This window comes from Nonomuraea sp. NPDC003709 (assembly GCF_040610775.1).
GTDB classification, from domain to species: Bacteria; Actinomycetota; Actinomycetes; order Streptosporangiales; family Streptosporangiaceae; genus Nonomuraea; species Nonomuraea angiospora_A.
In genome coordinates, this window is record NZ_JBEXMW010000012.1 from 26,805 (window position 1) to 53,089 (window position 26,285).

Sequence of the window (26,285 nt, forward strand, 5' to 3'; positions counted from 1 at the left end):
TCAACATCCTTCGAGCTTTCGCCGCGTGCAGGCCTCATCTTGCGAGATCGGCTGCCAGTCGCCGTTCGCGGTCCCGTCGTAGTAGGAGCGGTAGGAGCCGGCGAAACCGGTCAGCCGGAACGGGCCCTTGTCGGGCGCCTTGACCTCTATCTTCTCAATCCGGCCCTCCGCCAGCACGGTGACCAGGAAATCGAACTCGTAGTACCACTTCTTCCCCGTGACCGACAAGGACAGTGTGACTGGTTCGTCCCACTTCAGATCGATCTGCTTCTTCCTGAAGTACGAGACGTCCCGATCCTTCACGGTGGTGAATCGAGGAGCCGGCGCATCGAGATCGGCGGCGAGCTCGATGGTGTCGACTTCGCCGGCGGTGCTGAGGAAGGCCAGCGCGCCGTCCGAGACGGGTTCGCGGGTGAGCACGCGCGGCTCGATGTCGACGATGCGCAGACTGGTGCGGTTGCCGATGAGGACGACGGTGATGTCCGCGTGGTCGAGCAGGGCTCTTTGATGGCGGGTCAGGACGGCGTTTCGCTGGGAGTCGGCTGCTCCTGTGCCCAGGAGGATCGCCCGCTCTCTGGCGTCGGTCACCGGCTCCCTCAGCGCGATGTCCCGCTTGGAGTACTCGAGGGCCACGTGACCGATTTTGATGGCGGGCTCGCCGCCGACCTTGTCGATTGCCTCGAGTCCACGGGCGTTGAACCAGGTGGCGAACACGACCCCGACCGCGGCGATGATCACCGCACTCAAGATCCCAGCCAGCCACGCCCGCACACCCTTCCACCGCCCGGCCCCCGCCCCCGCCCCCGCTGCCTCCTGGTCCTGGGGTGGCGCGGGATTCGTTTGAGTTTTCCTACTCTTGCCACGGCGCCTTTTAGCCATGAACGTCCCCCACCGGTCGTTCCTCCCTGGTTGTATATCGGCGCAGCCATCGCGGTGTTGCGTAGCACAAGGCATTACCGCCGCCAGCGGAGTTGCCATCGCCGACGGGATCGCTTCGCGTCCCGTGCTGGATCCCCGGAGCGCGGTACGACCTCAGCCAGAACGCTGATCGTTAGCGAGATAACGCCGCCCTTTCATGGATCTTCTGGGCCCGTTCACACCTCCAGGCACTCGTGGCCAGCTGTCACGCCCAGAGGCCAGCTATCGCTCTCAGCCGCAGCTGGCGGCCGAACGCAGCCCAGGAGCCCACCGGGTTGTCAGCCACCTCCGTTATGTTCGGAGGGCTCGTCGAAGCCACCGGCGACCGTGGCGGCCCCGTGGCGGGCTGAGGATCCACAGGTCTGCCTCGTTGCAACGCCCTTCGCGTGCGGAGACTGTCTCAACCCTGCCGCAACCAGGGGAGACTCGCTGTGAGAACAGGCATAGCCTGCTACGACCACACCACCTGCACCCTGACGATCGAGCACAAGCGGCTGCCCGGCTACCTGCCGAACATGCTGTACGAGTACGGGTGGACCATAACCCCCGACTGGCCAACGTCGGTGCCGCTCGAAGAGGGGGACCATCTACGGCCGGTCAGCTACCCAGAGCACGAAGGCCAGCGGGAACTGCTCGACTGCTGTCTGCCATCTCTCCAGCAGACCTCAGCAGCCAGCCATCGTCACCACCGCACAGTCAATCTGAAACGAGACATACCTCATGTGGTGTCCCTGATACTCACGACCCGCTCACTAGGAAGTGATGGGCATACGCCGCGGCAGTGCCAATGGGCTTCGCACCACGCTCGGGGAAGAAGGCGCCAACATTCTCGTTCCCACAACCTGGGCGTAGCCACCATAGCGGAGCGTTGTCGCCGGGTAGCGGTGGCAGGAGCGGCCCATTCGGGTGCGTCCAGGAGAGGCCGACATGTGGTGGACATGTCCGAGCGCGTCACACGACGTGTCAGCGGAGACGGCGTATCACATCCCGCCGCGCTCAGCCTGTGGAAGCAACCGCGCTCTCTCTTACTGATTGGCCGCTGCACATCCGTCCTGGTCACTCGCACAAAGAAGGTCCGGTCAAGGATGTCGCAGCTGTCGCCGGCCGGATCGTGCTGACGCAGCCACGCGAGTGTGCACGATCGGTTCGCCGGGCCGTTCAGCACCTGGGCAGGAAAGCGGGTCGATTCATAGCGGCTGTCGAACAGCCAGCTGGGACGCGGCTGGCAACCGCGTCAAGGCCGGCCACAAGACCTACACCTACGACGAGCGCAACCGCCTCACCTCCGGAGACGGCTGGACCTACACCTACACCGCTCGCGGCACCCTCGCCGAGGAAGGCGGCGGCAGGTCCGCATCACCAAGTTCGACGCCTTCGACCGCATGGTCGTCGACGACGACGTGACCTACGACTACGACGCCCTCGACCGCGTCGAGACCCGCACGCGCGCCGGCAAGACCGAGCGCATGACCAACGACGGCGCCAGCAACAGCCTGGTCACCGTCACCGACGCCGCCACCGGCGCCAAGACCGCGATGTTCGGCCACGACGCCCTCGGCCGCACCCTCGGCCTGTCGGACGGGGCCGGAGCCCAGCTCGCGTTCTGCGACCTGCGCGGCGACCTCGTCGGCACCTTCACCGCGACCGGAACCTCGCTGGCCGACTCGGTCGCCTACAACCCGTTCGGCGAGGTCGTCACGCGTACCGGTGCCGCCCACACCCTCGGCTACCAGGGCGGCTACACCGACCCGGTCAGCGGCAAGGTCAGCATGGCCGCCCGCTGGTACCAGCCCACCACGGGCGGCTTCGTCTCCGGGGACACCCTCACCCAGAGTCCCGACCCGTCGGTGCAGCTCAACCGCTACGCCTACGCCAACGACAATCCGCTGACCAACATCGACCCCGACGGTCACAAGAGCTGGGACGGACTTAAGGGGAAGAAGAAGAGCGCCTGCGTGGATGGAGAGAACAAGAAGGACTACAACCGCTGCAGGACGGACTACGGCAAGTCGGGCTGCAAGGAGGCGGAGGGCTGGTACAAGAGCTGCCGCCTGGGCGGCGGGAAGCAGAAGGACTGCCAGGAGCAGAAGGACGTCTTCGGTGACTGCCGGGCCGACACCTCCGCGGACCGGAGCGCCTGCGTCGACTCCAGCAGGAGGTACGACAGCTGCCGCAACGGCGGCGACAGCCGGAAACTGTGCAGAGACATCTCCGACAAGTACACCGACTGCCGAGGTGTGAAGGGCCTGGACCACTCCAAGTGCACCTGGGCGAACGAGGATTACAGCGATTGCCGCAAGTCCGGGGACCGGGCCCAGGACTGCAACAAGGCGTACGAGAGAGAAGTGGACTGCCTGGGCACCCGGAAGAAGAGCAACGCCGGCGACGTGTGCGGCGGCGCGGGCGAGGTGTTCCTCGGGTGCCGCCGCGAGAAGGTGGACACCGCCAGCTGCGAGTCGAGAGCCGACGTCTACTCGATCTGCAGGGACGTTGGCGCCGACGACGCCCGCTGCGACAACCGCGCCGACGCGTACGGCACCTGCAGGAAGAAGGGGGGCAAGGAGACGGCCTGTTCCCAGTCGGTCCTCTCGTCGGTCGTCAAGGACCAGGACTTGAAGGACGCGCTCGGATTCCTGCCGGTCCATATAATCGCGAAGGTCCTCGGGGTCGACACCGTCCAGGAGATCGAGGACATCGTCATGGCGTACGCGAAATTGAAGGGCGCGAAATGCGACGACCTGTATCGCATGATGGTCTGCTCCGGCGCGCAGCTTCCTGGGCTTCCTAAGGACCGGTCCGGCGTGACGATCGGCCGCGTCTACTTCACCCCGGAGAAGGACCGCTCGAAGATCAGCGCCGGGCTCATCGAGCACGAGAAGGTCCACACCAAGCAGCGGTATTACTACTACGCGCTGACCGGTAATCCGCTCGCCTTCGCCGTGGCCTACGCCAAGGAAGGCCAGGATCCCTGTCAGAACGGATTCGAGGCCGAGGCCGGGTGGGAAAGAGGAGGCTATTCACAATGTCTCTGAACGGCGGCCGAAAGCGCCCGGCGATCGCGCACTCGACGGCGGCGGCCCTGGTGGTCGTCGCCGGCCTGACCGGCTGCGCCCCCACCTCGCCCGCTCGGTACGGCGCCGTCGGCGTCTCCGTGAACGACGAGGGGGACCCGGTGGTCGCTCTCACCTGGTGCGGCGCCCCGCCCGATTCGATCACGATCAGGCCCGAGCAGAAGCCGAACACGTCGCCGGCCGCCGACGACGTGGGCCGGGGACGGATGATCATCCGGTCGACGAAGCCGCTCACCGGAGACCTGGCCTATATTGACCTGCGTCACCCGCCGGACGGCTGGTTCGTGTCCGTCGACGTGAAGAAGAAGCCCCTCACCGGGTTCTACTCGGTGGACGCCTGGTCCAGCGAGCGGAAGACGGCCTTGTGGAACGCCGAGTTCGACGCGGCCTCGCTCAAGGACCTGAGGACCGGCCGCATCCTCCGGACGAAATACAGCAGCGAGACGAAGGGAGCGGTCGACTTCACCATGTCCGAGTCCGAGTTCCGCGCCTACGGGCTCTCCTCCTGCCCCAAGGAGTGACAGGGACTTTTGTCGGCCGCTCGGGCATCTAACCTCGATCTTTCGTGACCAAGGTGTGGTCGGCTGAGCGGTCCAGCTGAAGGTCGAACTGCGTGCTGTGGGTAGCATGCTGGCCCGGCTGTCGCGTCGGGTGGGCGGGGTTCCACGGGCCCGCGGGCGTTCCCTTTCTTGGTCGTAGGGACAGCTTGTGGCTGATTAGGTCGGGGACGGCAGGGCTTGCAGGCGGGTCCAAGCGGTGAGGATGTCGCCGGTCCAGGGCCATTGGGCGGCGATGCGTAGGCGCAGACGTCGGCCACCGCGCACCAGCCGTCCGGCCACCGCGGACAGGCGCAGGTGTTTGGGCTCGTAGGTTTGGGCGGCGGTGCCGGGTAGGGCCAGCATCTGCATCCAGGCCAGGGCGACGAACTCGCACCAGATCTGGTTGCGGGTGAAGTAGTGGAGCGGCAGGTTGGCCAGGCCGGTGTCCTTTGCGCAGCGGATGCGGTCTTCGGCGCGTGCCCGGCGGCGGTGGCGTAGTTCCAGGTCGGCGAGCTGGCCGCGTTTGGCGTTGGTGACGAAGCAGGTGACGCGGCATCCGTCGAGGTCGGTGAAACGCAGCGGGGCGCCGGGGTGTGGACGTTCCTTGCGGGCGATGACCCGCATGCCTTTGGGCCAGGTGGACAGGTTGAGCAGGCCGGTCAGCTCGGCCACCCAGGCGCCGGGCCGCACTTGACGGTCGGCGTCGTAGGCGGGCGTCCACGCGCTGATGGGCAGGCGCAGGACGGCCTGCTGGATCTCTTCGGTCAGGGTGAACCCGATCGAGTAGGACAGCCGCCTGCCGGGTTTGGTGAGCCAGGTCAGGAACTCGTGGGTGCCGCCGCCGGAGTCGGTGCGAATCAGCACCTGGCGCCGGCGGTGCTTGGGGAGCTGGGCTAGGGCCAGGCGGGTGGCTTCGATGTGGTCGGCGGTGTTGGAGCCGGCGTTGCCCGGCCGCAGCACGATGGCCAGCGGTTCACCGGATCCTTGCGGGCCGTGGTCGGCGAAGACCGTCATGGGGTGGAAGCCGAAGGTGTGATTCCAGGTCGGCGCGGCGTGTTCTTTGTCGGAGTGGGCGATTTCTTTGTCGGAGTGGGCGATGACGATGGTGGCGTCGAGGTCGAGGGGGATCAGCTCGCCGTCAGTGCCCGGAGCCATCGTTTCGGCCAGGTCCCAGGCATGCTCGCGGGCCGCGCGCAGGGCCTTGAGCGCCTTGGCCTCGTCGCGGGCGAGCCGGTCGATCAGCCGGGAGACGGTCGGGTCGGAGGCGACGGGGCCGAACACGTCGGGCTGGGCACGCAGCAGGGCGATGTCGGCCAGGCAGTCACCGCCCATGGCAAGACTGACGGCCAGGTCGGCCACGATCTTGCCGGGGTCGTGCATCGCGCGCTCGGGCCGCCAGCGTTCCAACTGCGCGGACAGAGCCCGGTTCAGGCCGGTGACACGCAGCGTCTGCAGGAGCAGCAGGGCACCCGCGTGAGAGAGGAGCCCGCGCATCAGCGGATGCGGTGATCTTGCCGCGCGAAGCGATACTCTTCGCTTGAAAAGTGCCTTCTGGTCTGGGGCGGACGGGACTCTCGACAAGCCCCATCCTCCCAGTTCAAAGGCACTTTTCGCTCGGCCCTCTGCGGGTCTATGGACACAGGAAACGTGACAACCAGACCAAAGCACTACTTCATGCCAAGATGCTCGTGCTGGGTGGCACTTACGAAGACGATGAAGGCTTCACTGGCCTTTTCCTTGTGCCAGACGTTGTTTGGATTGGCGGCGCCAATCGGACCTATGAAGCTGCCAATCTCCATGAGGAAGCGGCTGTGGTTGTCGCTGATCGATCTTTCGTTAGAGATGCCGCGAAACGTGTGATGAAGATTATTGAGCGCCGTGCGGGTGGCGGCGGCGTGGACCAGGGCACGGCGGCCACGGGCTGCTGGGCCAGGTTGAGGGCCGCGTCTCGGCCGTGGTGGCCGCCTGGCTGACGGCCCAGCCCGCCACCTGGCGTGGCGCCATGACTCATGTGGCCATCGACATCGGCCGCATCAGGCTCGTGGGCAACGACCACCTGATCACGATGAGCATGTGGTGGTGCCAATGGAAGGCCGGATCGAACGCCACAAAATACTTGGAGGAGCGATCAACGAGTATCGCCGAGCCGCCCAGCTCGGTTGGTGAAACCCCAGCTCAACCCACGCGCGAGTTTGACGCCCAACAAGGTGCTGCGCGACTCGCGAGCGCGTCGGCCACCGGGATCGGGCTGGTGCTCGGATCCTCGGCGATCAACCGCAGCGGCTGCGATGACCGCTGCTTCCTCTGCGGGCCGTGAACTGGTCGGGGCCCCTTGACAGCTCAGGATGTATCGATAAAGTTACCTCACTTTATCGATACATGGATCGATAAAGTGATGCGCCTCACTCCCCCCACGTCGCCAGGTCCCCATCGAAGCGAGAACACGCAATGAGACGAACTCCCAAGGCGTTCGCGGCCGCTGCCATGGTCGCCGCGCTGCTCACCGGCTGCTCTTCGAGCGAGAGCAACACGCTGACCTTCTGGAACCCGCTCACCGGCGACGACGGCGCCTACATGCGCCAGATCGTCCAGGACTACAACGCCACCAAACCCCAGTATCCGGTCACCTTCCAGCCCATGGCCGAAGCCGACCTGTACACGAAGGTCTACAGCGTGGTGAACGCCGAGGCCGACATTCCCGACGTGATGATCATGCACGCGGCGCGCATCCCGGAGTTCGCGGGCGCTGGAGTCCTGACGACGGACGAGACTCTCACGGCTGCCCAGCCCCAGCTCAAGCGTGACAACTATCAGGAGACGGCGTGGGACGCCGGCACGGTCGGCGGCAAGTCGTACGGCATCCCGCTCGACCTCCACGGCGTGATCATGTACTACAACAAGGACCTGGTCGCCAAGTACGACGCTGAAGACTTCCTCGACGACAAGGTGATCACGCTCGACGAGCTCGCCACCCTCAAGGGCAAGCTTCCCCCGGATACCTACGCGTTCGCCGGCCTGTTCATCCCGGGCGTAGTGGACGCCGGCGTGCGTAACCTGGGCGGAAGTGCCGAACCTCAGCCCGGCAAGGTCGAGATGACCTCTCCGCAGTTCACCACTGTTTACAGCAAGCTGGTACAGCTTCAGAAGGATGGGCTCATCGCGCCCGAGGACTCGGACTCGATGCAGGTGTTCAACAGTGGTAAGGCTCTCTTCCTGCCCGACGGCACCTGGGGGCTCAGCGGCCACCGCGCCATCAAGGGCCTGAACTTCGGGCTCACGAACGCTCTTCAGATGTCGCCCGACAAGCCGGTCAACGTCCTCGGCTCCCACCAGTTCGTCCAGCTCAAGGATGGCAACCGCGGCAAGGAGCGCGACAAGGCGGTGGCGGCGTTCGTCGAGTTCGTGCGCAAGAACTCCCTGAAGTGGGCCGACTCGGGCCAGATCCCGGCCAGCCGCCAGGTCTTCGAGAGCCCCGAGTACGCCAAGTACCCGCAGTCCTTCCTCACCGCCACCTCCGAACAGCAGTCCATGCTGAAGATCGACGCCACGCCGCACGCCGGCTTCATCTCGGGTGCGCTGTGGACCCACAGCAAGGACATCGTCTGGGGCCGCGTCCCGGTCGCCCAAGGGCTGGAGACGATGCAGAAGGAGATCGAAGCGAAGATCGCCGAAGCCGACGCCGCGGGAACGAAGCGTGACTGACCCGCTGCGCGTCACCCTCTTGGGCCACCGAGGGGGCAGGCGATGAGACGTGCTCTTCGCGCGGCGCCCTTCATCGGTCCGCACCTGGTGCTGTTCGCCGTGTTCGGTCTCCTTCCCGGCGTGTACGGCCTCTACATCGGCTTCACCCGGTGGAACCTCCTGGGCGACCCCCAATTCGTCGGCTTCAACAACTTCCACGAGATCCTGTTCGACTCCGAGTCGGTGTTCCACGACCAGTTCGTCAACGGCCTGGTCAACACGCTGATCTTCGTCGCCGTCTCCGTCCCGCTGCTGATCGTGATCCCGCTGCTGCTGGCCGCCGGGCTGTCGCGCAAGGACCTCAAGGGCGCGGGATTCTTCCAAGGCGTCTTCTACATCCCCGGGCTGATCTCGGTCTCGGCCGGTGCGATCGCCTGGGTCCTGATGTTCAACCGCGAACTCGGACCGCTCAACAACCTCCTGGGCACCGACATCAGTTTCGTCACGACACAGCCGTGGGCCTGGCTGACGATCTTCGTCCTGACCGTGTGGGCCGGCATCGGCGGCAACCTCGTGATCTACCGATCGGCGATCTCCGCGGTACCGCGCGAGCTTCACGAAGCCGCGCAGATCGACGGCGCGGGCACGGTGCGGCGCTTCCTCAGCGTGACGTTGCCCTCGATCCGGTTCCCCCTGCTCTACACCATGGTCCTCACGACCGTCGGCAGCTTCAACGTGTTCGGTCAGCCCATGATGCTCACCAAGGGCGGGCCGAACAGCAGCACCAAGGTCCTGATGATGAACATTCGCGACCTCGCCTTCGGTACGGGAGCGTCCATCGCCGGGATGGCCGCCGCCATGTCCATGCTGCTCGGAGTGGTGCTGATGCTCATCTCGGCGGTTCAGTTCTCCGTGATGTACAGGGGGATCCGTGGCTGAATCGATGACAGTGCCGCCGGGCGACGGCGGGCGCCTGCGGCGGCGTACGAGTTTGATCATCTGCTACGTCGCGCTGGCCGCGCTCGCCCTGGTATGGCTGCTTCCCATCGCGTACTCGATCGCGACGTCGTTCAAGTCGGCGACCGAGATCGCCTACTCGGGCTTCAGCCTGCTGCCGGCGCACTGGGTCGCGGAGAACTACGTGACCCTCGTCGAGGGCGCCTCCAGCTATCCGGTGCTCCAGTGGTTCGTGAACTCTCTGGTCATCTCCACCTCGCACGCCGCGCTCACCGTCGTCGTGGTCGCCCTCGCCGGATACGGCTACACCCGGATGCGCTTCCCCGGCAGGGACGCTCTGTTCCTGACGCTGCTGGGAATATCCCTGTTCCCCAGCGTCGTCAACCTCATCCCCTCGTACAAGATCGTGCAGACTCTGGGGTGGGTCAACTCGCCGCTCGCCATGATCATCCCTGGTCTGGCGGGTGTGGCGAATGTCTTCCTGGTACGCAGCTTCATGGCGGGTGTGCCGCGTGAACTGGACGAGGCCGCCCGCGTCGACGGGGCAGGTGATTTCCGGATCTTCGCCCAGGTCATCCTGCCGAGTATCCGCCCGGTCCTCATCGTCGTCTTCCTGTTCTCGTTCACCGGTTCGTGGAACGACTTCCTGTGGCCCACGATCGTGTTCAACGACATCGAGCGGATGCCCATCACCGCCGGGCTGCTGTTGTTGCAGAACATGTTCGGCGACTACTCCAAGTTGGGGCAGCTCATGGCCAGCGCCGTGCTGGCGATGATCCCCACCACAGTCCTGTTTCTGGCGGCGCAGCGTTATTTCCTCAGCTCCCTGAACCTCAACGCCGGTCTGAAGGGATAGATCCGTGCAACGGCGACTGGAAGGGCGGCTCCTGGTGGCCGCAGCCATCTGGACCGGCCTCCTCGCGCTCGTCACGCTGTTCCCCTACCGGATGTGGTTCGAGCAGGTGGCGGCCGGTTCCGCAGGCGAGAGTCTGATCGCCGGCGCCTCCGCCGTGGTTGGCGTCTATGGCCTGGTCCTGCTGCTCGTGGCGCTCGTCACCGGCTGGCTGGCCTGGCGGATCGGCACCCGGCCCGGCGCGGCCGTCCTGTGGTGGGCAGGCGCGTGCGCGGTCGGGGCGCTGCTGACCCGCGATGTCGTCGGCTGCCTGCTGTTCTCGGTCGCCTGCGCGGTGTACGCGGCCAGGAGCAGGGCGCTGCGCAAGGCCGATTCATTCCAGCGAACGCAAGGTATTCACACATGAGCAACAATGTCGTGCCCGCCATCATCAATGTCGATGTCGAGGGCCCGCAGATCAGCCGCCATCTTTACGGTCATTTCGCCGAGCACCTGGGCCGGTGCATCTACGGCGGCTTCTACGTGGGCGAGGACAGCGAGATCCCGAACGCCGGTGGTATCCGGCTGGACGTCGTGGAGGCGCTGCGCGCGCTGAACATCCCGAACCTGCGCTGGCCGGGTGGCTGTTTCGCCGACGAGTACCACTGGATGGACGGCATCGGGCCGAAGGACCAGCGTCCCGCGATGGTCAACACGCACTGGGGCAACGTCGAGGAGAACAACCACTTCGGGACGCACGAATTCATGGCCCTGTGCGAGTTGCTCGGCGCCGAGCCGTACATCAGCGGCAACGTCGGGTCGGGCACGGTCAAGGAGATGAGCGACTGGGTGGAGTACCTCACCCGTGACGGCGACTCCCCGATGGTGCGGTTGCGCAAGGCCAACGGCCGCGACGAGCCCTGGCGGGTGCGGTTCTGGGGGCTGGGCAACGAGGCGTGGGGTTGTGGCGGCCACATGACCGCCGAGCAGTACGCCCACGACGCGCGCCGGTACGGCACGTACTGCCGGGACCACGGCGACAACAAGCTGTACCGTATCGCCGCCGGCGCGAACGCCGACGACTACGCCTGGACCGAGACGCTCATGAAGCAGCTCGGCGACCTGGGCTGCGCCTACCGGCCCCAGCCGTTCTACCAGGCGCTCTCCCTGCACTACTACACGATCCCGGGCACCTGGCAGGACAAGGGCGACGCCACGGTGTTCGACACCGAGGACTACTACCGGACGCTGGTCCAGGCCGCGCGGATCGACGAGCCGATCACCCGCCACTCCAACGTCATGGACTGCTACGACCCGGACAAGAACGTGGGCCTGGTCGTGGACGAGTGGGGCACGTGGTGGAACGTCGAGCCGGGCACCAACCCCGGCTTCCTCTACCAGCAGAACACCCTGCGCGACGCGCTGGTCGCGAGCCTGCACTTCGACATCTTCCACCGCCACGCCGACCGGCTGGTGATGGCCAACATCGCCCAGACGGTGAACGTGCTCCAGGCCATGATCCTCACCGACCCCGACTCGGGCGCGCTCGTGCTCACGCCCACGTACCACGTGTTCGAGATGAACAAGGGCCACCAGGACGCGGCCTCACTTCGGGTCGACCTCCCCGAGGGCGTGCCCACCCGTGAGACGTTGAAGACCGTCTCGCTGTCGGCCAGCCGCAAGGACGGGCGCGTGCTCGTCTCGCTGTCCAACCTGGACGCGGCCGAGCCGATCGACGTGGACCTCGACCTGCGCGGCGGCGCCGTGGCCGACGTCCGCGCCCGCGTCCTCACCGCCGACAAGCCGCAGACCCACAACACGCCCGAGGCGCCGGACGCCGTCGCGCCCCGCTCCCACCAGCAGGTCACGCCCACCGCCTCCGGGCTGCGGGTCCACCTGCCCGCACACTCCTTCGTCACCGTGGAGGGGCGCCTCGCATGACCGCGCACGAACGCATCACCATCGACGTCGGGGCCCAGCAGGGCGTCGAGGTCGCCCCGGACCTGTGGGGACTGTTCATCGAGGACCTCAACGACGCGCTCGACGGAGGCCTGAACGCCGAATGCCTCCGCAACGGGGACTTCGAGTTCAACGCCGCCGACCGGGACGGCTGGGACGCGCTGACCGCGTGGAGCGCCGATGTCGCGGATCGGGTCGAGGTCCGCACCGATGCCCCGATCCATCCGAACAACGCGCACTACCTGCGCCTGACCGGGCCGGTGACCCTGGTCAACGAAGGATGGGACGGCACGGGCACCACTGAGGGGCAGGGCTTCCTGCTCTCGTTCTTCGCCCGCGCCGGAGCGGAACCGGCGCGCCTGACGGTCACCATCGGCTCGAACGGCGGCAACCTCGCCCGCGCACAGGTCATGGTGCCGTCCGGCGGCTGGCACCGCTGCGAGACGCCCCTCACCGCGGTCGCCGACGGCCGGGGCCGGCTGCACATCGAGATCCCGGCGGGACTCGTCGTCGATCTCGATCATGTCTCGCTGCGGCCGACCGGCCCAGGCGGCGAGCCGCTGACCTTCCGGCCCGACCTGCTCCAGGCGCTGAAGGATCTGGCGCCGAGCTTCATCCGCTTCCCCGGCGGCTGCGTCGCGCACGGGCTCGGCCTGGACAACATCTACCACTGGAAGACCACGATCGGCCCGCGCCACGAACGGGCCCAGATCCCCAACTCGTGGGGCTACCACCAGTCCCGGCAGATCGGCTACCTGGAGTACTTCGAGCTGTGCCAGGCCACCGGAGCCACCCCGCTCCCGGTGGTCGCGGCCGGAGTGTGCTGCCAGAACTACCCGGGCGGCGCCCAGGCGATCGACGACGACGCCATGGACGCCTACATCCAGGACGTGCTCGACCTCATCGAGTTCGCGAACGGGTCGCCGGACACCCCGTGGGGCGCGCGCCGTGCCGCGCTCGGCCATCCGGAACCGTTCAGGCTGCGCTACCTTGGGCTGGGCAACGAGGACGAGATCACCGACGATTTCCGCGACCGCTACGCGCGCATCGAGGACGCCGTGCGCGGCCGCCATCCGGAGATCTGCGTGATCGGCACGGTTGGGCCCCAGCCCTTCGGCCCCGACTTCGAGGCCGGTTGGGCGTTAGCGCGCGCTCGCGGCACCGCCATGGTCGATGAGCACGGCTACCGCAACCCGCGCTGGTTCCACCAGAACGTCGACCGTTACCTCGCCTACGAGCCCGGCCCTCAGGTCTACCTGGGGGAGTACGCCGCGCGCAGCAACACCATGCGCTCCGCCCTGGCCGAGGCCGCCTACATGATCGGCCTGGAGCGAAACCCCGCCGTGGTGCGGCTGGCCTCCTACGCGCCCCTCCTGGCCCGGGCCGGGCACGCTCAGTGGACCCCTGACCTGATCTACTTCACCGCCACCGAGGTGTTGCCCTCGGCCTCCTACCACGTACAGGGAATGTTCTCCCGCGAACGCGGGACCAGGCTCCACCCCGTCACGCTCGGCGGTGTCGAGCCGGAGCCCGTGACGCTGCCGGCGACCGGCTCGGTACGGCTGATGTCGCAGGGCGCGAGCGTCGACTACGCCGACATCGTGCTCGACGGCGTCGTACGGCATCCTGTGACCACCGACCCGAGCGGAGAGCCCGTTGAGCTCGGCGGCATCGACCCCGCCGCGGCCACCCTCGAGCTCACCGCCACCAGACGGGCGGGCGACGAGGGGTTCGTCGTCGAACTCGGCGGTGACAGCTACCTGCAGGTCCACGTCGGAGCCTGGCAGAACAAATCCACCCTCGTGATCCGCGGCGACGACGGCATCACCAACGACGACCACGGGCCGCTGCACTGGCACGGCGTGCGCACCGGCGTCCCGGTGCGTGTCAAGGTACGCCTGGACGGTGCGCGCGTACGCGCGTGGATCGACGGCGAACTGCGGCACGACTACGAACAGGACCTGCGTCCCGAGCACCGGGTGGTCGTCGGCGCGGCCTCGCGGACGGCGGCCGACGGGAGCACCGAGTACGTGATCCGCGCCGTGAACGCCCATCCCACCGCCCGCGTGGCGTCGATACGGCTCGCCGAGCCACTCGGGCCGGCGGTCGCCACGGTGACGACGCTCGCCGGCGCGGGCCCCGACGAAGGCCGGCCCTTCACCGCATCACCTGTCGCACCGGTCATCACCACGGCCGCAGGGGACACACTCGACCTGCCGCCCTGGTCGTTCGTCACGGCGATCATCAGGAGGATTCCTTGATCATAAAGACCGGCCCCGATGAGATCCTGCAAGTCGAACCGTGGGGCCCGCACGCCTTCCGGGTCCGCTCCGCACCGCGCGCCATCAGGAACGACCTGCCCGGCGCGCTCACCGCTCCACCGGCCGGGGCACGCCCGGAGCAGCAGGGGAGTGGCATCGTGAACGGCCGGATCACCGCCGAGTTCGAGGCCGGGCGCCTGCGCTTCGTCCACACCGAGACCGGCAGAGAGCTGCTCGCCGAGAAGCAGCCCTACGTCTGGCACCGGGGGCCGCGAGTCCACGCTCCGCTCGGGGACGGCAGCCTCCGCCTCGAGCAGCACTTCCGCGCCTACGACGACGAACGCGTCTACGGCCTGGGCCAGCACCAGCACGGCCTGCTGGACCAGAAGGGCTGCGTGATCGACCTCGTCCAGCGCAACACCACCACGACCATCCCGTTCCTGTTCTCCTCCCGCGGATACGGGCTGCTGTGGAACAACCCCGCGATGGGCCGGGTGGAACTGGCCCACGACGCCACCCGCTGGGTGGCCGACTCCGCGCACCAGATCGACTACTGGATCACGGCAGGCGACTCGCCCGCCCAGATCATGGCGAGCTACGCCGACGCCACCGGCCACGCCCCGCTCATTCCGGAGTGGGCGGCCGGGTTCTGGCAGAGCAAGCTGCGCTACCGGACGCAAGCCGAACTCCTCTCCGTGGCCAGACGCTACAAGGAGCTGGGCCTGCCGTTGTCGGCGATCGTCGCTGACTATTTCCACTGGGAGCGCATGGGGGACTGGCGCTTCGACACGGAGTTCTGGCCCGACCCGCAGGCCATGGTCAAGGAGCTCCACCAGCTCGGTGTCAAGCTGGTGGTGTCGGTCTGGCCGACCGTGGAAGCCGACAGCGACAACTACCCCGACATGCGCACGGCCGGACATTTGGTGGGCAGCGTGGAGGGCGGCCTGCTCACTCAGAACTGGCCGGCCAAGGGACGGGGCGAGAGCTTCCTGCCCTCGGCCTACTACGACGCGACCGTTCCCGATGCCCGGCGCAAGCTCTGGCGGGAACTGCGTGAGCACTACTTCGACCTGGGCGTCGAGGGGTTCTGGCTGGACGCCGGCGAGCCCGATCTGACCCCGCGCAGGGCGGAGCAGGCGCTGTACGGGGCCGGCCCGGGACGGCAGGTCGGCAACATGTACGGCCACTACCACGCCCGCGGCATTCACGACGGCCTGACCGAGGCAGGCGTCGAGCGGCCGCTGTCACTCGTCCGCTCCTGCTGGGCGGGCAGTCAGCGGTACGGCGTCGCCCTGTGGTCGGGCGACATCGGGCCCACCTGGGACGCGCTGGCCACTCAGGTCCGCACCGGGCTGAACGTCGCGCTCAGCGGCATCCCCTGGTGGAACACCGACATCGGCGGCTTCCACGGCGGCGATCCCGCTTCTGAGGAGTATCGGGAGCTGATGATCCGCTGGTTCCAGTTCGGTACGTTCTGCCCGGTCATGCGCCTGCACGGGGTACGCGAACCGTCCGGCCCGTTCACCGCCGAGCAGAGCGGAGCGGACAACGAGGTCTGGTCCTACGGCGAGCGCGCCTACGAGATCCTCCGCGAGCACTTGTTCCTGCGCGAACGGCTCAAGCCGTACCTGATGAGGCTCGCCGAAGCCGCACACGAGCGGGGCGAGCCCGTGCTGCGCCCGCTGCTGTTCGACTTCCCCGGCGACGAACGGGCCTGGGCCGTGGACGACCAGTTCATGCTCGGCCCGGACCTGCTGGTCGCGCCCGTGCTGGCCCCCGCGGCGGCCGGCCGGAGCGTCTACCTGCCCCAGGGCACGCGCTGGGTGGAGCTCGCCACCGGCGACATCCACGACAGCGGCACCAGCGAGGCCGCCACGCCGCTGGAACGCATCCCCGTGTTCGTCCGCGAGGGCAGCCGTCCGCTGTTGAGCACGCTCAACCCGTGAGGCGCAGTAGGCTCGAGGCGGCGGCGACCGCAGTCGGACGCGGTCGGATCGGATCCGACCGGAGGAGGCAGGACCCGGCATGGTCACCATGAGCGACGTCGCCAAGCTGTCCGGGGTGTCGAAGATGACGGTCTCCAACGTCATCAACGGCCGGGCCGGAGTCAGCGATCAGGTCCGCCGCCGGGTGCTGGAGGCGATCCGCCAATCGGGCTACCGCGTCAACGTCTCCGCCCGGACCCTCAGATCCGGGCGGACCGGCGTCATCGGGCTGGCCGTGCCCGAGATCGACCGGCCCTACTTCGGCCAGCTCGCCGCCCACGTGATCGACCAGGCGAGGGCGCACGGCTTCCACGTCGCGATCGAGCAGACCGGCGCGGCCGCGGCCGGTGAAATGGACGCGATCGCCCATTCGCACACGCTCCATTTCGATGGGCTGATCCTCAGCGCGGTCGAACTTGACCGCGCTGATCCGCGGCTGGCTGACGCCGGCTACCCCATCGTGATGCTCGGCGAGCAGGACTTCGGCGCGAAGTTCGACCACGTCGCCATGCCCAACGAGGAAGGCACGAAGGCGGCGACCGCACACCTGATCGACCGGGGATGCCGCCGGATCGCGCTCGTCACCGGCAGCGCCCTTGACGGAGTGAACGTGGTGACGCGCCGCTATCAGGGCTACCTCGCCGCCCTCGCCGAACATGGACTCTCCCCCGATCCCGCGTTGCTCTTCGCCATCGATGGGATGACCATGGACGCTGGCCGCGACGCGGGCCGCCGCCTGGCCGACTCCGGCGGCGGGATCGACGGCGTGGTCGCGGTGACCGACACTGTCGCCCAAGGGGTGCTCCGCGGCCTCGCCGACCGCGGTGTTCGCGTCCCCGACGACGTACGGCTCATCGGCTTCGACGACATCCCCGAGGCGGAGTTCATGGTCCCGTCGTTGTCCACGGTGGCACCCGACCACCGGTGGATGGCCGCGAAGGCCGTCGAACTGCTGATCAATCGTATTCACGCCCCGCTCCGCCAGGCCGGTGAACACATAGCTCCCTTCACACTCGTGATCCGCGAATCAACTCGCTGACAAGTGGCTTGGAGTCCGGCGCCGGAGTCGAATACATCGGCGACACGGTCCGCAGGACGCTGTGGGGCTCGAATATTCGGCCACTGCGTCCGATCTGCGGGTTCGCTGAACACTGCGCCTGCCGAAAATTCCATCCATGCAGGTCAAGCGGCATGTGAGTATTCGTGGAGGACGCCGCCGAGCCGGTCTCGTCGGCGTATGTTCAGGTCGATGGCCCGGCAGCCCGTATCGTCCAGATCCATCACCAGGTTCTTTATCGCCTGGGTGACCCAGTTCGCGCTTGGGTGTGCCGTGGTCCTCAGCACGCGGACGCGCCCGGCGGCGTGCTCGATGACGGCCAGGATGTACTGGCGTTGCCCGTTCAAGGTGACGGTTTCGATGAAATCACAGGCCGGCAGGACGTCGGCTTGCGAACGCAGGAAGTCGGCCCAGCTGGTGGACGCCCGCTCGGGCGCCGGATCAAGACCTGGCTGCTTGAGGGTCTCCCAGACCGTGGACTGCCACCTTGATGCCCAGTGTGGTGAGCTCTCCGTGGACTGCCGGTAGCCCCAGGTCGGGTTCTCTTAGGACCAGGCGCAGGACGAGAGCGCGGATGGAGCGGACCGTGGGTGGGCGCCCACGTCGCTTCGGCCGGCAGCAAGAAAGGCTCGGTCCTCGGGTGCGAATCTCACTCTGGGGTTGTCAGCGCCAAGTTGGCGTTCAAGGACGGTGATCTGGTGACGCAGGACGAGAATCTCCGCGTCCTTGTCCCGATCGCTCATAGGCGGCAGTCGCAGCGCGGCGAAGGTGCTGGTAATGGTGAGGTAGGCCAGGCGGCGGATGTAATTGTCGGCAGGCGCAGAGCCGCTGGCCGGCTGACGCCCAAGGCGGCGACCTTGCGGGCCGCTCGCGTGCCGGAGCATCGTGCGGTCAGAGGTCGTTGCCGGCGTAGGACAGGTTGAAGCTCTTGTTGACCAGGGGAAAGTCGGGGACGATCGCGCTGTTGAGCGCCACTGGAAGAGCGGGCCAGTTGAAGAAGGACGGATCGACGATCTTCACGCGGGCGAGGGTGCCGTCGGGGGCGAGCTCGATGCGGTGGGCGATCGTGCCGCGCCATCCCTCGACGAGGCCCACGCCTGAGGAAGATCCCTCGCCCGCGGACGCATCCGCCGCGGTGGGTCCGTCGACCAGGTGCGTGATCAGCGCGATGGACGCGGCGATCTCCTCGGCACGGATCTGGAAGCGGGCCAGCACGTCCCCGGTGGTGCGGCGGGCGGGGGTGAAATCGCCGAGGCCGGTGAACGGATGGTCGCGGCGGGCGTCGAGATCGAGGCCGCTGGCGCGGGCCACGTAACCGAGCGTGCCGAGGTCGCGGGCGGCGTCGCGGGACAGGACGGCGGTGCCTGCGAAGCGGTCGGCGACGACGGTGTGCCGCAGGGCGAGTTCGATGATCTCGGCCATGTCGGCGCCGATGGCGTGCAGCCGCCCGGGATCGGGCAGGGTCTTCAGATCGGCGCCGCCGAGGCGGATGCCGCCACGCAGCAGCCGGTGCCCAGTGACCTGGGCGTTGAGGCGCAGGAGCTGTTCACGGATGCGCCCTGTGTGTGCGTGCAGGATGGCGAAGGCCACGTCGTTGCAGAGCGCGCCCAAGTCGGTGACGTGGTTGTAGAGGCGTTCCAGCTCCAGCAGCACGGCCCGGTCCCGCTGCGCCCGCGCGCTCACCGGGGTCTGGGTGGCTTCCTCCACGGCCAGGCAGTAGGCCAGAGCGTGACCGACGCAGGTGTCGCCGCTGACGCGTTCGGCCAACTCCAGCCCGTCGGCGGGCCGGCGGCCTTCGAAGAGCTTCTCGATGCCCTTGTGCACGAACCAGAGCCGGGCCTTGAGCTTGATGATGGTCTCGCCGACCACGGAGAAGCGGAAATGCCCCGGTTCGATGAGTCCGGCGTGGACCGGCCCGACGGGGATCTCATAGACGCCCTGGCCCTCCACGGTGACGAACGGGTAGGGGCCCTCGGGGTCGCCGAAGGAGGGCGGTGGCCCGGCGTCGGCGCGCATCGGGTACCAGCCGCGTGGCCAGTGGTGGTGGCGTACGAGCCGCCTGAGGAGTGGGTGGCCGAGCGGGGTGATCCCGTACAGGTCGTGCATCTCCCGCTCGAACCGGCCTGCGGGGAAGGACTGCTGGGCGAGGCTGGGCACCTCCGGCTGCTCGCCCTGAAGATGGAGGCGCAGCTCGGTACGGCGATCCTGGCTGCCGGCGACGAACAGGTACACCAGAGCGAACCCGGCCGTCTCCTGGCGCGCGGAGACCAGCGCCAGCCGGTGGCCGGCGTTGAGCAGCCGGGTGGCGTGCTCGGGTAGCTCGCCGGGGCTGATGTCGGCGATAGTGCGGATGCTCATGGCGTTGCTCCGGCGATGGCGGCGGCGGCCTGCAGCAAGGGTTGCAGCGGCCCGAGGGTGATGCCCAGGACGGCGCAGGCGGCCAGGCCCGCGACCAGAGGGGTGGCCACGGTACGCGGCAGCACGCTTAGGCTGCCGGCCTCGCCTGGCCCTCCGCCCAGCAGCATCCGCCGGGTGTGGCGCCCGATGGCGGCGACGATGAGGAGCATCAGTACCAGCGCTGCCGTGACGGCCCAGCCCAGCCCGGCGTTGAAGCCCGCCCGCGCGATGCCCAGTTCGCTGGCGAACAGGCTGAACGGAGGCAGACCGAGCAAGGCCAGCAACCCGAGCGCGAACACTCCGGCGAGCAGGGGCGCCCTGGCCAAGAGACCGCCGGTGGCGTGGATCCGGCTGCTGCCGAGTGCCTGGTGTAGCTGCCCGGCGGACAGGAACAACACCGACTTGCCGAGCCCGTGCCCGAGAATGTGCAGCAGGACCGCGACCAGGGCGAGGCTGTTGCCGATGGCCGCGCCGAGAGCGAGTAGGCCCATGTGCTCGATGCTGGAATAGGCCAGGAGCCGCTTGTAGTCTCGCTGGCCGATCAGCAGCAGCGCGGCCACCGTCAGGGAGGCCAGTGCCACGATGACGAGCAGCGCCCGGGTGAAGCCTGCGCCGAGCGCCGCGTCGGCGATGACCTTGACGCGCAGGATGGCGTAGAACGCCACCGACAGCAGTGCCCCTGACATCAGCGCCGACACCGGGGCCGGGGCCTGGCTGTGCGCGTCGGGCAGCCAGGCGTGCATCGGCGCCAGCCCGGCTTTGGCGCCGAACCCGAGCACGAGCAGCATGACCGCGACACGCATCACCCCGGGATCCAGCCGGCCGGCGTGCTCGGCCAGCACCGCCCAGTCGAGGGAGGCCACGCCGGCGTGGGTGCCGGCGTAGTAGGCGATGACGATGCCGAGCAGCGCGAGCGCGATGCCGACCGAGCAGATGACCACGTATTTCCACGCGGCCTCGGTGGCCTGGCGGGTGCGCTGGTGTCCGACCAGGAGGGCGGTCAGGATGGTGGTGGCCTCGATGGCGACCAACAGCAGGCCCAGGCTGGAGGCCAGGACGGCCAGCGCCATCGCGGCGATGAAAGCCTGGGTCAGCACCCCGTAGCGGCGCATCGCGCGCGGGCCGGTGTGCCCGGCGGCGAGCTCGGTCACCAGGTAGGCGGGGCTGGCGGCCATCGCCAGCAGCGCGACCGCGCCGATCACGAGCAGCATGAAGGCGCTGAGCGCGTCACTGACCAGCAGCCCGCCCAGAGCGTCGTGCCTGCCTGCCGTGCTCAAGGCGATGGCGCAGGCCAGCAGCCCGGCCGCGGACAACGTGCCCAGCCAGGCGGTGATCCGGTTCCAACCGAGCACGGCGTACAGGCATGCGGCGGTCACCGGCACCGCGACTGGAGCGATCACCAGCAGGCTGTCCATCAGTCGTGCAACTCCCGTAGCTCGTCGAGGTCGGTGCCGCCGAACGCGGCGCACATCCAGGTGGTCAGCACCTGCAGCACCAGGACGGCCAGCAGGACGTCCAGGGAGATCCCGAGTTCGACCACGAGCGGGACGCCGCTGGTGGTCAGGAAGGCGGTGGCGGTGATGGCGTTGTCCATCAGCAGGAACCCGACCAGCTGCGACAGCGCCCGCCGCCGGGTCACCAGGACGAAGAACCCGATCAGCAGCACGGTCAGCGCGAGCGGCACGGTCTGTGTGGCCGGGGTGGGCGACAGCCGTACCAGCGGCTGGGACAGCGCGTAGGCCAGCATCGCCAGCGCCGCCGCCACCAGCAGCGAGGTCGCCACGTTGACCAGCGGCTGCGTCTCGCGGCCGGCACCGCCGGCCACCAGCGCGCGGCGCATCAGGTACGGCAGCAGCCCGGCCCGCAACGCGCCCACACCGACACCGATCATGATCAGTTCGAGACTGTCCTGCCGGACGCCCAGGATCACGACCAGCGCGGTCAGAGCCACCCCTTGCAGGGTGAACAACCACACGATCGCCGACAACTCGCGCCGCCACAGCACCAGCACGCCCGTCAGTAGGAACGCCCCGCAGGCCAGATCCAGCAGCTGGATGTACATCGCGTCAGTCATATGTCACGCCAGGAAGAAGGAAGCGGCCACGGCCAGCAGCGCCAACAGGAACGAACCGGCCAGCAGCTCAGGAACACGGAACAATCGCAGCTTGGCCATGAACACCTCACCGACCGCCAAGACCACTCCCAGCACCCCCACCTTCAGCACGAGCGCGATCGACGCCACCGCCAGCGCGAGCAGCCCCGCGTCCGCGCCTGCGATCCCCAGCGGGAAGAACAGGCCGGCCAGCAGACCCAGCAGCACCGACAACCGCATGGCTGAGGCCCACTCGATCAGCGCCAGGTCCGGACCTGCGTACTCCAGCACCATCGCCTCATGGATCATCGTCAGTTCCAGATGCGTGGACGGATTGTCCAGCGGGATCCGCCCGGTCTCGGCGATCGTGACGATCGCCAGGGCGATCGCGGCCAGTACGCTCACCGGGGAGATCACCGACAGCGGGTTCTCCACTGTCGCGGTGACGATCGCGCCCAGACTGGTGGAGCCGGCCTTGATCGACAGCGCGAAGGTCGACACCAGTATCGTCGGCTCCACCAGCGCCAGCACGGTCATCTCCCGGCTGGCGCCCATCCCGCCGAACGCCGTGCCGGTGTCCAGCGCGCCGAGTGCCAGCGCCACCGACCCCAAGGCGAGCAGCGCGGTCACCGCGAACAGGTCGGCGACACCGTCCAGCGGCGAGTCCGTGGTCACCAACGGCACCACTGCGGCGACCACCAGCGTGGTGCCGGCCAACAGCAGCGGCGCGGCGCGGAACACCCAGCCGGTGCCGTGCGGCGTGATCGCCTGTTTGCGCATCAGCTTGCGCAGATCTCGCCAGGGCTGCCAGACACCGGCCCCAGCGCGTCCCTCAAGCCGGGCGCGGGCCTGCCGCATCACCCCCACCAGCAGCGGGGCGCCGACCCCGACGAAGACCACCTGCAGTGTCGCCCCGACCACGCTCATCACCACAGCACCACCAGGACGATCAGCGCTCCGGTCAGCGCCCAGAACCCGTAGCCGAGATAGCGGTGCACGCTGCCGGTCGCGAGCTTGCGGGCACCGAGCCCGAGCACAGTCACGGCGGCGATCAGCGGATCGTAGAGCCGGTGCTCGATCCGGTCCGGCACCCGCGCCTGAAAGCGCACGCGTTCCACCAAGTAGGCCGACTCCTTCACCGGGGTGACGGCCACATCGCTTTCGGGGGCCAGCACGTTGTCGAAGACCCGCTGCAACGGCTCGGCGAACGAGGTCGCGGTGTACTCCATCCGGGCCGACATCGGCCCGGCGCCGCAGTCCCACAGCCGGGCGGCTCGCCGGGCCCGCCGCGCCGCCATCACGCGTACCAGACCCAGTACCGCGACGACAGCTGCCATGAGGGCGAGGGCGATCAGCAGCGGCGAGATCACCCCCGAGACGCCCGCCAGCCTCAGCGCCAGCTCCCCGCTCACCACCGCCCGTCCCGGGAACACCACGCCGACAGCCTCGCCGAGCGCGGGTACGACCAGCGTGGGCGTCAGCGTCAGAGCCGCGCAGCCCGCTGCGGCGAGCGCCGTCGCACCGAGCATGGCCAGCGGGCTCTCGCTCGCCCGCTCGGCCTGCACGCTGCGGGGCCGGGCCAAAAAGCCCACGCCGAACGCCTTGACGAAGGTGGCCACCGCCAGCCCTGCCGACAGCGCGATCACCCCGACGGCCAGCGGCATCGTCACCACACCCACCACCCCGGCACCGGGTACGGCGTGGATCAGGCTCTGCAGCAGCAGCCACTCGCTGACGAAAGCGTTGCCGGGCGGCAGCGCCGAGGCACACAACGCCCCGACGGCGAACACGACAGTGGTGTGCGGCATCCGTGTGCGCAGCCCGCCCAGCGCGTCCAGGTCGCGGGTGCCCGTGGAGTGCAGCACCGAGCCCGCCGACAGGAACAACACCGTTTTGAACGCGGCATGGTTGACCACGTGCAGGAGCGCCGCGGCCAGCGCCAATGCCGCCACCACGGACAGTTGTGACGCGGCGAAGAATCCCGCCGCGCCCACCCCGACCAGCACCAGGCCCAGGTTCTCCGTCGAGGAGTAGGCCAGCAGCCGCTTCAGATCCGAGGTCACGATCGCCTGCAAGATTCCAAACAGCGCCGACGCCGCGCCCGCCGCCAGCACCAGCAGCCACCACCAGGCCGGGCCGACGTGCAGCAGATCCAGCCCGACCCGGACGACGCCGTAGGCACCCATGTTCACCATCGCCGCGCTCATCAGCGCCGACACGTGACTCGGCGCTTCCGGGTACGCGCGCGGCAGCCACACATGCAGCGGCACGATGCCGGCCTTCGAGGCGAACCCGGCGAACGTCGCCAGGAAAGCCACCGTCTTGGCGGCCGGTGGCAGCGTGGCGGCGCGCAACTGCTCGAAGCTCTCCCCACCGGCCCCGGCGGCGAACGTGACCAACCCGGCCAGGATCGTCACCAGGCCGAGGTGGGTCATGACCGCATACCACAACCCGGCCCACCCCACCGCCGCCCGCCGCCGGTGCTCGGCCAGCAGCAGCACCAGCGATGAGATGGCCATCAGCTCCCAGGCCAGCAGGAACGTGCTCACGCTGGCCGCGGCCGGCACCACCAGCATGGCTGCCACGAACAGCGGCAGCACGGCCTGGAACACTCGCCCGTCCAGGCCGTGAGCGCAGTAGCCGATCCCGTAGATCGCCGCGCACACCGCCACCACCCCGGTGATCGCGACGAACATCCCGCCCAGCGGGTCGAGGGTCAGCCGCACCCCGGCCAGCGGCAGCAACTCCGGCAGCCAGGCCGACCAGAGCTGACCGTTGCCGGCAACCACAACGGCCGCCACACCCGCCGCCGCTCCTGCGGCCCCCGCGGCCGCCGTGCACCAGCCCGCCAGATGCAGCCGCGCCCGCGGCGGCGCCATCAAGGCGGCCAGAGCGGCCACCGCGCAGCAGGACAGCGCCACCGTGAACAGTGTGCCGACCACGTTCATCGCCCGGTCAGCCCCCGCAACGCCGCCACGATCGCCTCAGGCTTCGGCGGGCACCCCGGCACCTCCACATCCACCGGCACCACGTCGCTCACCGCCCCGGCCACCCCATAGGCTCCGGCGAACGCCCCGCAGTTGCGTGCGCAGTCACCCAGCGCGATCACCAGCCGCGGCTCAGTAACCGCGTCATGGGTGCGGCGCAGCGCTACCTCCATGTTGCGGGTCACTGGCCCGGTCACGAGCAGGGCGTCCGCGTGCCGAGGCGACGCCACCAGCCGTGCGCCGTATCGCTCGGCGTCGTAGACCGGGCCGAACGCCGAGGCGATCTCCACCTCGCACCCGTTGCACGAACCCGCGTCCACATGCCTGATCTGCACCGATCCGGCCAGCTCCGCCGCCTTCGCCGACGGCTCACCGCCATCGCGCCGCGGCGCGGACTCGGCCACCCGGCCCGTTTTCGCGATCTTCCGCCACAACCTCATCGTTGTCTCTCCACCGCTCACCGGCCAATACCAGACGATTAGCAGAAGATCTCGCGGGCTGGGGCCGATTCGGTGACTGTCGCCACTCGTTCTGTAACTCACTGTGATCGGCGACCATAGGGCGCAGCAGCTGCCAGGCTGACCAGCCCTGCACACGCCGTGATCGACACCGCGTTGCGGGGGTGGGGGATTCGGCGTGGACGGTCGGTCATGCCTCCTGGTTCAAGGCCGCGATCGTGTTCTTCGACTGGGCCGGTTCCAAGAACATCCTGGCGATCGACCATGTCGGCATCGTGGAGGCGATCCGCTCGAACGGCACGGTGGTGACGATCGAGGGCAACACTGCCAACCAGGTCAAGCGCCGCGAACGCTCCATGAGCGTGATCGCGGGCTTCGGCTATCCGGCCTACTCCAGCAAGCCCGCACCCAAGCCTGAGGTGTCCTGGGAGGGAGGAAATCGTGAAGACCTTGCCGGCGCTGAAGCGCGGCTCACGTGGCTACGACGTGAAGAGGCTGTTCTACCTGCTGCATGCCCGCGGCATGGGCGTGAACGGCGGCATCGACGACACCGTGTTCGGTGCGCCACTGGACGAGGCGCTGCGCCGCTTCCGGAAGGAGGCCGGGCTGAAGGTGGACGGCGAATGCGGCCCGAGGACCTGGCCCGCGCTGCTGCGCGTGGACTGAACCCCGCGTGGCCACCTCCTGTACCAATCCCGATTTCCGTTGAGCCCGGGCCCGTGGAGGAGTAAGAGTCCAGTTGTCGCTCCGATGCATGGCGATGACCATGAAGACGGCGATCCCTACCGGCATCCCGGCCAGGAGGAGATCCGGATAGGCATCAAGATCTAGGTCAAACAGGAAGCCGAATTGCAGCGCACACGATCGCAGCGCTGACGGCCTGCCGCACGACAGCGATTAACAAGGCAAGCAGGTTCTTCCACTTGGCTTCGCGGATCAAGGCTTCAAGCTGCTGTTCATAGGTCTTCTCTACGGTCACAGCGGCGGATTCTGTCGCAGTCAGAGAAGGCGGCACCAGATGCTGCCGCTAACTGATTCATAACTGAGCGGCGGCCCGAGCGGCCGTCCGCCTCAGTCCCCCGGGACGGACT

The 26,285-nt window shown here is 68.2% G+C and carries 23 protein-coding genes and 1 pseudogene; 14 read left to right on the top strand and 10 right to left on the bottom strand.

The genetic code is table 11. The features are described from left to right. A complete protein-coding gene (locus tag ABZX61_RS32600) occupies positions 1-738 on the bottom strand; it encodes a hypothetical protein (protein ID WP_355199968.1) in 738 nt (245 codons plus the stop codon). Positions 739-2,300: 1,562 nt separating this feature from the next. Here ABZX61_RS32600 and ABZX61_RS32605 point away from each other — a divergent pair. Together ABZX61_RS32605 and ABZX61_RS32610 are read left to right on the top strand one after the other, a co-directional pair. Continuing rightward, positions 2,301-3,950 carry an RHS repeat-associated core domain-containing protein gene (locus ABZX61_RS32605; protein ID WP_355199969.1) on the top strand — a complete coding sequence of 550 codons (1,650 nt, stop codon included), beginning with the start codon at positions 2,301-2,303 and terminating at the stop codon, positions 3,948-3,950. Beyond that, positions 3,941-4,510, top strand: a complete 570-nt coding sequence (locus ABZX61_RS32610) for a hypothetical protein (protein ID WP_355199970.1) — start codon at positions 3,941-3,943, stop codon at positions 4,508-4,510. The genes ABZX61_RS32605 and ABZX61_RS32610 overlap by 10 nt, the downstream gene beginning before the upstream one ends. 195 nt (positions 4,511-4,705) lie before the next feature. Here ABZX61_RS32610 and ABZX61_RS32615 read toward each other — a convergent pair whose 3' ends face one another. Both ABZX61_RS32615 and ABZX61_RS32620 read right to left on the bottom strand, forming a co-directional pair. Beyond that, positions 4,706-6,022, bottom strand: coding sequence for an IS1380 family transposase (locus ABZX61_RS32615; protein WP_355199971.1), 1,317 nt, complete (start codon positions 6,020-6,022; stop codon positions 4,706-4,708). A 173-nt stretch (positions 6,023-6,195) separates the two neighbouring features. Further along, on the bottom strand, positions 6,196-6,327 hold the full coding sequence (locus tag ABZX61_RS32620; protein ID WP_355199972.1) for a hypothetical protein: 132 nt from the start codon (positions 6,325-6,327) through the stop codon (positions 6,196-6,198). Between the two features lie 212 nt (positions 6,328-6,539). Here ABZX61_RS32620 and ABZX61_RS32625 point away from each other — a divergent pair, with 212 nt between their 5' ends. The 10 genes from ABZX61_RS32625 (at position 6,540) to ABZX61_RS32670 (ending at position 17,751) form a co-directional block, all read left to right on the top strand. Further along, entirely contained in the window at positions 6,540-6,845 is a 306-nt protein-coding gene (locus ABZX61_RS32625) for a hypothetical protein (RefSeq protein WP_355199973.1), read from the top strand. A gap of 131 nt (positions 6,846-6,976) precedes the next feature. Beyond that, positions 6,977-8,230: an extracellular solute-binding protein gene (locus ABZX61_RS32630; RefSeq protein ID WP_355199974.1), complete on the top strand. Its 1,254-nt coding sequence runs from the start codon at positions 6,977-6,979 to the stop codon at positions 8,228-8,230. 42 nt (positions 8,231-8,272) lie between these two features. Beyond that, entirely contained in the window at positions 8,273-9,148 is an 876-nt protein-coding gene (locus ABZX61_RS32635) for a sugar ABC transporter permease (protein ID WP_355199975.1), read from the top strand. Next, entirely contained in the window at positions 9,141-10,022 is an 882-nt protein-coding gene (locus ABZX61_RS32640) for a carbohydrate ABC transporter permease (protein WP_355199976.1), read from the top strand. Before ABZX61_RS32635 ends, ABZX61_RS32640 begins: the two co-directional genes overlap by 8 nt. 4 nt (positions 10,023-10,026) lie before the next feature. After that, positions 10,027-10,425, top strand: coding sequence for a hypothetical protein (locus tag ABZX61_RS32645; protein WP_355199977.1), 399 nt, complete (start codon positions 10,027-10,029; stop codon positions 10,423-10,425). Next, the gene (locus ABZX61_RS32650; protein WP_355199978.1) at positions 10,422-11,939 is read left to right on the top strand and encodes an alpha-L-arabinofuranosidase C-terminal domain-containing protein; all 1,518 of its coding nucleotides are present in this window, start codon (positions 10,422-10,424) and stop codon (positions 11,937-11,939) included. Before ABZX61_RS32645 ends, ABZX61_RS32650 begins: the two co-directional genes overlap by 4 nt. Beyond that, complete coding sequence (locus tag ABZX61_RS32655) at positions 11,936-14,218, top strand: alpha-L-arabinofuranosidase C-terminal domain-containing protein (RefSeq protein ID WP_355199979.1); 2,283 nt, start codon at positions 11,936-11,938, stop codon at positions 14,216-14,218. The genes ABZX61_RS32650 and ABZX61_RS32655 overlap by 4 nt, the downstream gene beginning before the upstream one ends. After that, positions 14,215-16,164 (top strand): TIM-barrel domain-containing protein, encoded by a 1,950-nt coding sequence (locus ABZX61_RS32660; protein WP_355199980.1) that lies wholly within the window; start codon positions 14,215-14,217, stop codon positions 16,162-16,164. Before ABZX61_RS32655 ends, ABZX61_RS32660 begins: the two co-directional genes overlap by 4 nt. A gap of 79 nt (positions 16,165-16,243) precedes the next feature. Further along, positions 16,244-17,242 carry a LacI family DNA-binding transcriptional regulator gene (locus ABZX61_RS32665; RefSeq protein WP_355199981.1) on the top strand — a complete coding sequence of 333 codons (999 nt, stop codon included), beginning with the start codon at positions 16,244-16,246 and terminating at the stop codon, positions 17,240-17,242. Between the two features lie 164 nt (positions 17,243-17,406). Then, a complete protein-coding gene (locus tag ABZX61_RS32670; RefSeq protein WP_355199982.1) occupies positions 17,407-17,751 on the top strand; it encodes a hypothetical protein in 345 nt (114 codons plus the stop codon). Positions 17,752-18,151: 400 nt separating this feature from the next. Here the strand turns inward: ABZX61_RS32670 and ABZX61_RS32675 are convergent, their stop codons facing one another. From ABZX61_RS32675 to nuoB, 6 genes are read right to left on the bottom strand one after another with little or no spacing between them, the layout of a single operon-like run. After that, positions 18,152-19,618, bottom strand: coding sequence for an NADH-quinone oxidoreductase subunit C (locus tag ABZX61_RS32675; RefSeq protein ID WP_355199983.1), 1,467 nt, complete (start codon positions 19,616-19,618; stop codon positions 18,152-18,154). Beyond that, positions 19,615-21,072: a proton-conducting transporter membrane subunit gene (locus tag ABZX61_RS32680; RefSeq protein WP_355199984.1), complete on the bottom strand. Its 1,458-nt coding sequence runs from the start codon at positions 21,070-21,072 to the stop codon at positions 19,615-19,617. Before ABZX61_RS32680 ends, ABZX61_RS32675 begins: the two co-directional genes overlap by 4 nt. Next, positions 21,072-21,731 (bottom strand): hypothetical protein, encoded by a 660-nt coding sequence (locus tag ABZX61_RS32685; RefSeq protein WP_355199985.1) that lies wholly within the window; start codon positions 21,729-21,731, stop codon positions 21,072-21,074. Before ABZX61_RS32685 ends, ABZX61_RS32680 begins: the two co-directional genes overlap by 1 nt. Before the next feature lie 3 nt (positions 21,732-21,734). Further along, on the bottom strand, positions 21,735-22,676 hold the full coding sequence (locus ABZX61_RS32690; protein WP_355199986.1) for an NADH-quinone oxidoreductase subunit H: 942 nt from the start codon (positions 22,674-22,676) through the stop codon (positions 21,735-21,737). After that, complete coding sequence (locus ABZX61_RS32695; RefSeq protein ID WP_355199987.1) at positions 22,676-24,697, bottom strand: proton-conducting transporter membrane subunit; 2,022 nt, start codon at positions 24,695-24,697, stop codon at positions 22,676-22,678. Before ABZX61_RS32695 ends, ABZX61_RS32690 begins: the two co-directional genes overlap by 1 nt. Continuing rightward, complete coding sequence (nuoB, locus tag ABZX61_RS32700; RefSeq protein ID WP_355199988.1) at positions 24,694-25,176, bottom strand: NADH-quinone oxidoreductase subunit NuoB; 483 nt, start codon at positions 25,174-25,176, stop codon at positions 24,694-24,696. Before nuoB ends, ABZX61_RS32695 begins: the two co-directional genes overlap by 4 nt. 236 nt (positions 25,177-25,412) lie before the next feature. On the opposite strand from nuoB, the pseudogene ABZX61_RS32705 reads away from it, so the two are divergent. Both ABZX61_RS32705 and ABZX61_RS32710 read left to right on the top strand, forming a co-directional pair. Then, positions 25,413-25,457, top strand: a pseudogene (locus ABZX61_RS32705) (hypothetical protein); the annotation flags it as partial. Positions 25,458-25,635: 178 nt separating this feature from the next. Next, entirely contained in the window at positions 25,636-25,860 is a 225-nt protein-coding gene (locus tag ABZX61_RS32710) for a peptidoglycan-binding domain-containing protein (RefSeq protein ID WP_355199989.1), read from the top strand. A 166-nt stretch (positions 25,861-26,026) separates the two neighbouring features. On the opposite strand, the gene ABZX61_RS32715 is transcribed toward ABZX61_RS32710, so the two are convergent. Further along, positions 26,027-26,173, bottom strand: coding sequence for a hypothetical protein (locus ABZX61_RS32715; RefSeq protein WP_355199990.1), 147 nt, complete (start codon positions 26,171-26,173; stop codon positions 26,027-26,029). Positions 26,174-26,285 lie beyond the last annotated feature (112 nt).

Excerpts from the sequence above, each read along its gene's own strand:
- ABZX61_RS32605 (WP_355199969.1), top strand. The coding sequence starts at position 2,301 with ATGGTCGTCGACGACGACGTGACCTACGACTACGACGCCCTCGACCGC.
- ABZX61_RS32610 (WP_355199970.1), top strand. The coding sequence starts at position 3,941 with ATGTCTCTGAACGGCGGCCGAAAGCGCCCGGCGATCGCGCACTCGACG.
- ABZX61_RS32615 (WP_355199971.1), bottom strand. The coding sequence starts at position 6,022 with ATGCGCGGGCTCCTCTCTCACGCGGGTGCCCTGCTGCTCCTGCAGACG.
- ABZX61_RS32620 (WP_355199972.1), bottom strand. The coding sequence starts at position 6,327 with ATGGAGATTGGCAGCTTCATAGGTCCGATTGGCGCCGCCAATCCAAAC.
- ABZX61_RS32630 (WP_355199974.1), top strand. The coding sequence starts at position 6,977 with ATGAGACGAACTCCCAAGGCGTTCGCGGCCGCTGCCATGGTCGCCGCG.
- ABZX61_RS32635 (WP_355199975.1), top strand. The coding sequence starts at position 8,273 with ATGAGACGTGCTCTTCGCGCGGCGCCCTTCATCGGTCCGCACCTGGTG.
- ABZX61_RS32650 (WP_355199978.1), top strand. The coding sequence starts at position 10,422 with ATGAGCAACAATGTCGTGCCCGCCATCATCAATGTCGATGTCGAGGGC.
- ABZX61_RS32655 (WP_355199979.1), top strand. The coding sequence starts at position 11,936 with ATGACCGCGCACGAACGCATCACCATCGACGTCGGGGCCCAGCAGGGC.
- ABZX61_RS32665 (WP_355199981.1), top strand. The coding sequence starts at position 16,244 with ATGGTCACCATGAGCGACGTCGCCAAGCTGTCCGGGGTGTCGAAGATG.
- ABZX61_RS32675 (WP_355199983.1), bottom strand. The coding sequence starts at position 19,618 with ATGAGCATCCGCACTATCGCCGACATCAGCCCCGGCGAGCTACCCGAG.
- ABZX61_RS32680 (WP_355199984.1), bottom strand. The coding sequence starts at position 21,072 with ATGGACAGCCTGCTGGTGATCGCTCCAGTCGCGGTGCCGGTGACCGCC.
- ABZX61_RS32685 (WP_355199985.1), bottom strand. The coding sequence starts at position 21,731 with ATGACTGACGCGATGTACATCCAGCTGCTGGATCTGGCCTGCGGGGCG.
- ABZX61_RS32690 (WP_355199986.1), bottom strand. The coding sequence starts at position 22,676 with ATGAGCGTGGTCGGGGCGACACTGCAGGTGGTCTTCGTCGGGGTCGGC.
- ABZX61_RS32695 (WP_355199987.1), bottom strand. The coding sequence starts at position 24,697 with ATGAACGTGGTCGGCACACTGTTCACGGTGGCGCTGTCCTGCTGCGCG.
- nuoB (WP_355199988.1), bottom strand. The coding sequence starts at position 25,176 with ATGAGGTTGTGGCGGAAGATCGCGAAAACGGGCCGGGTGGCCGAGTCC.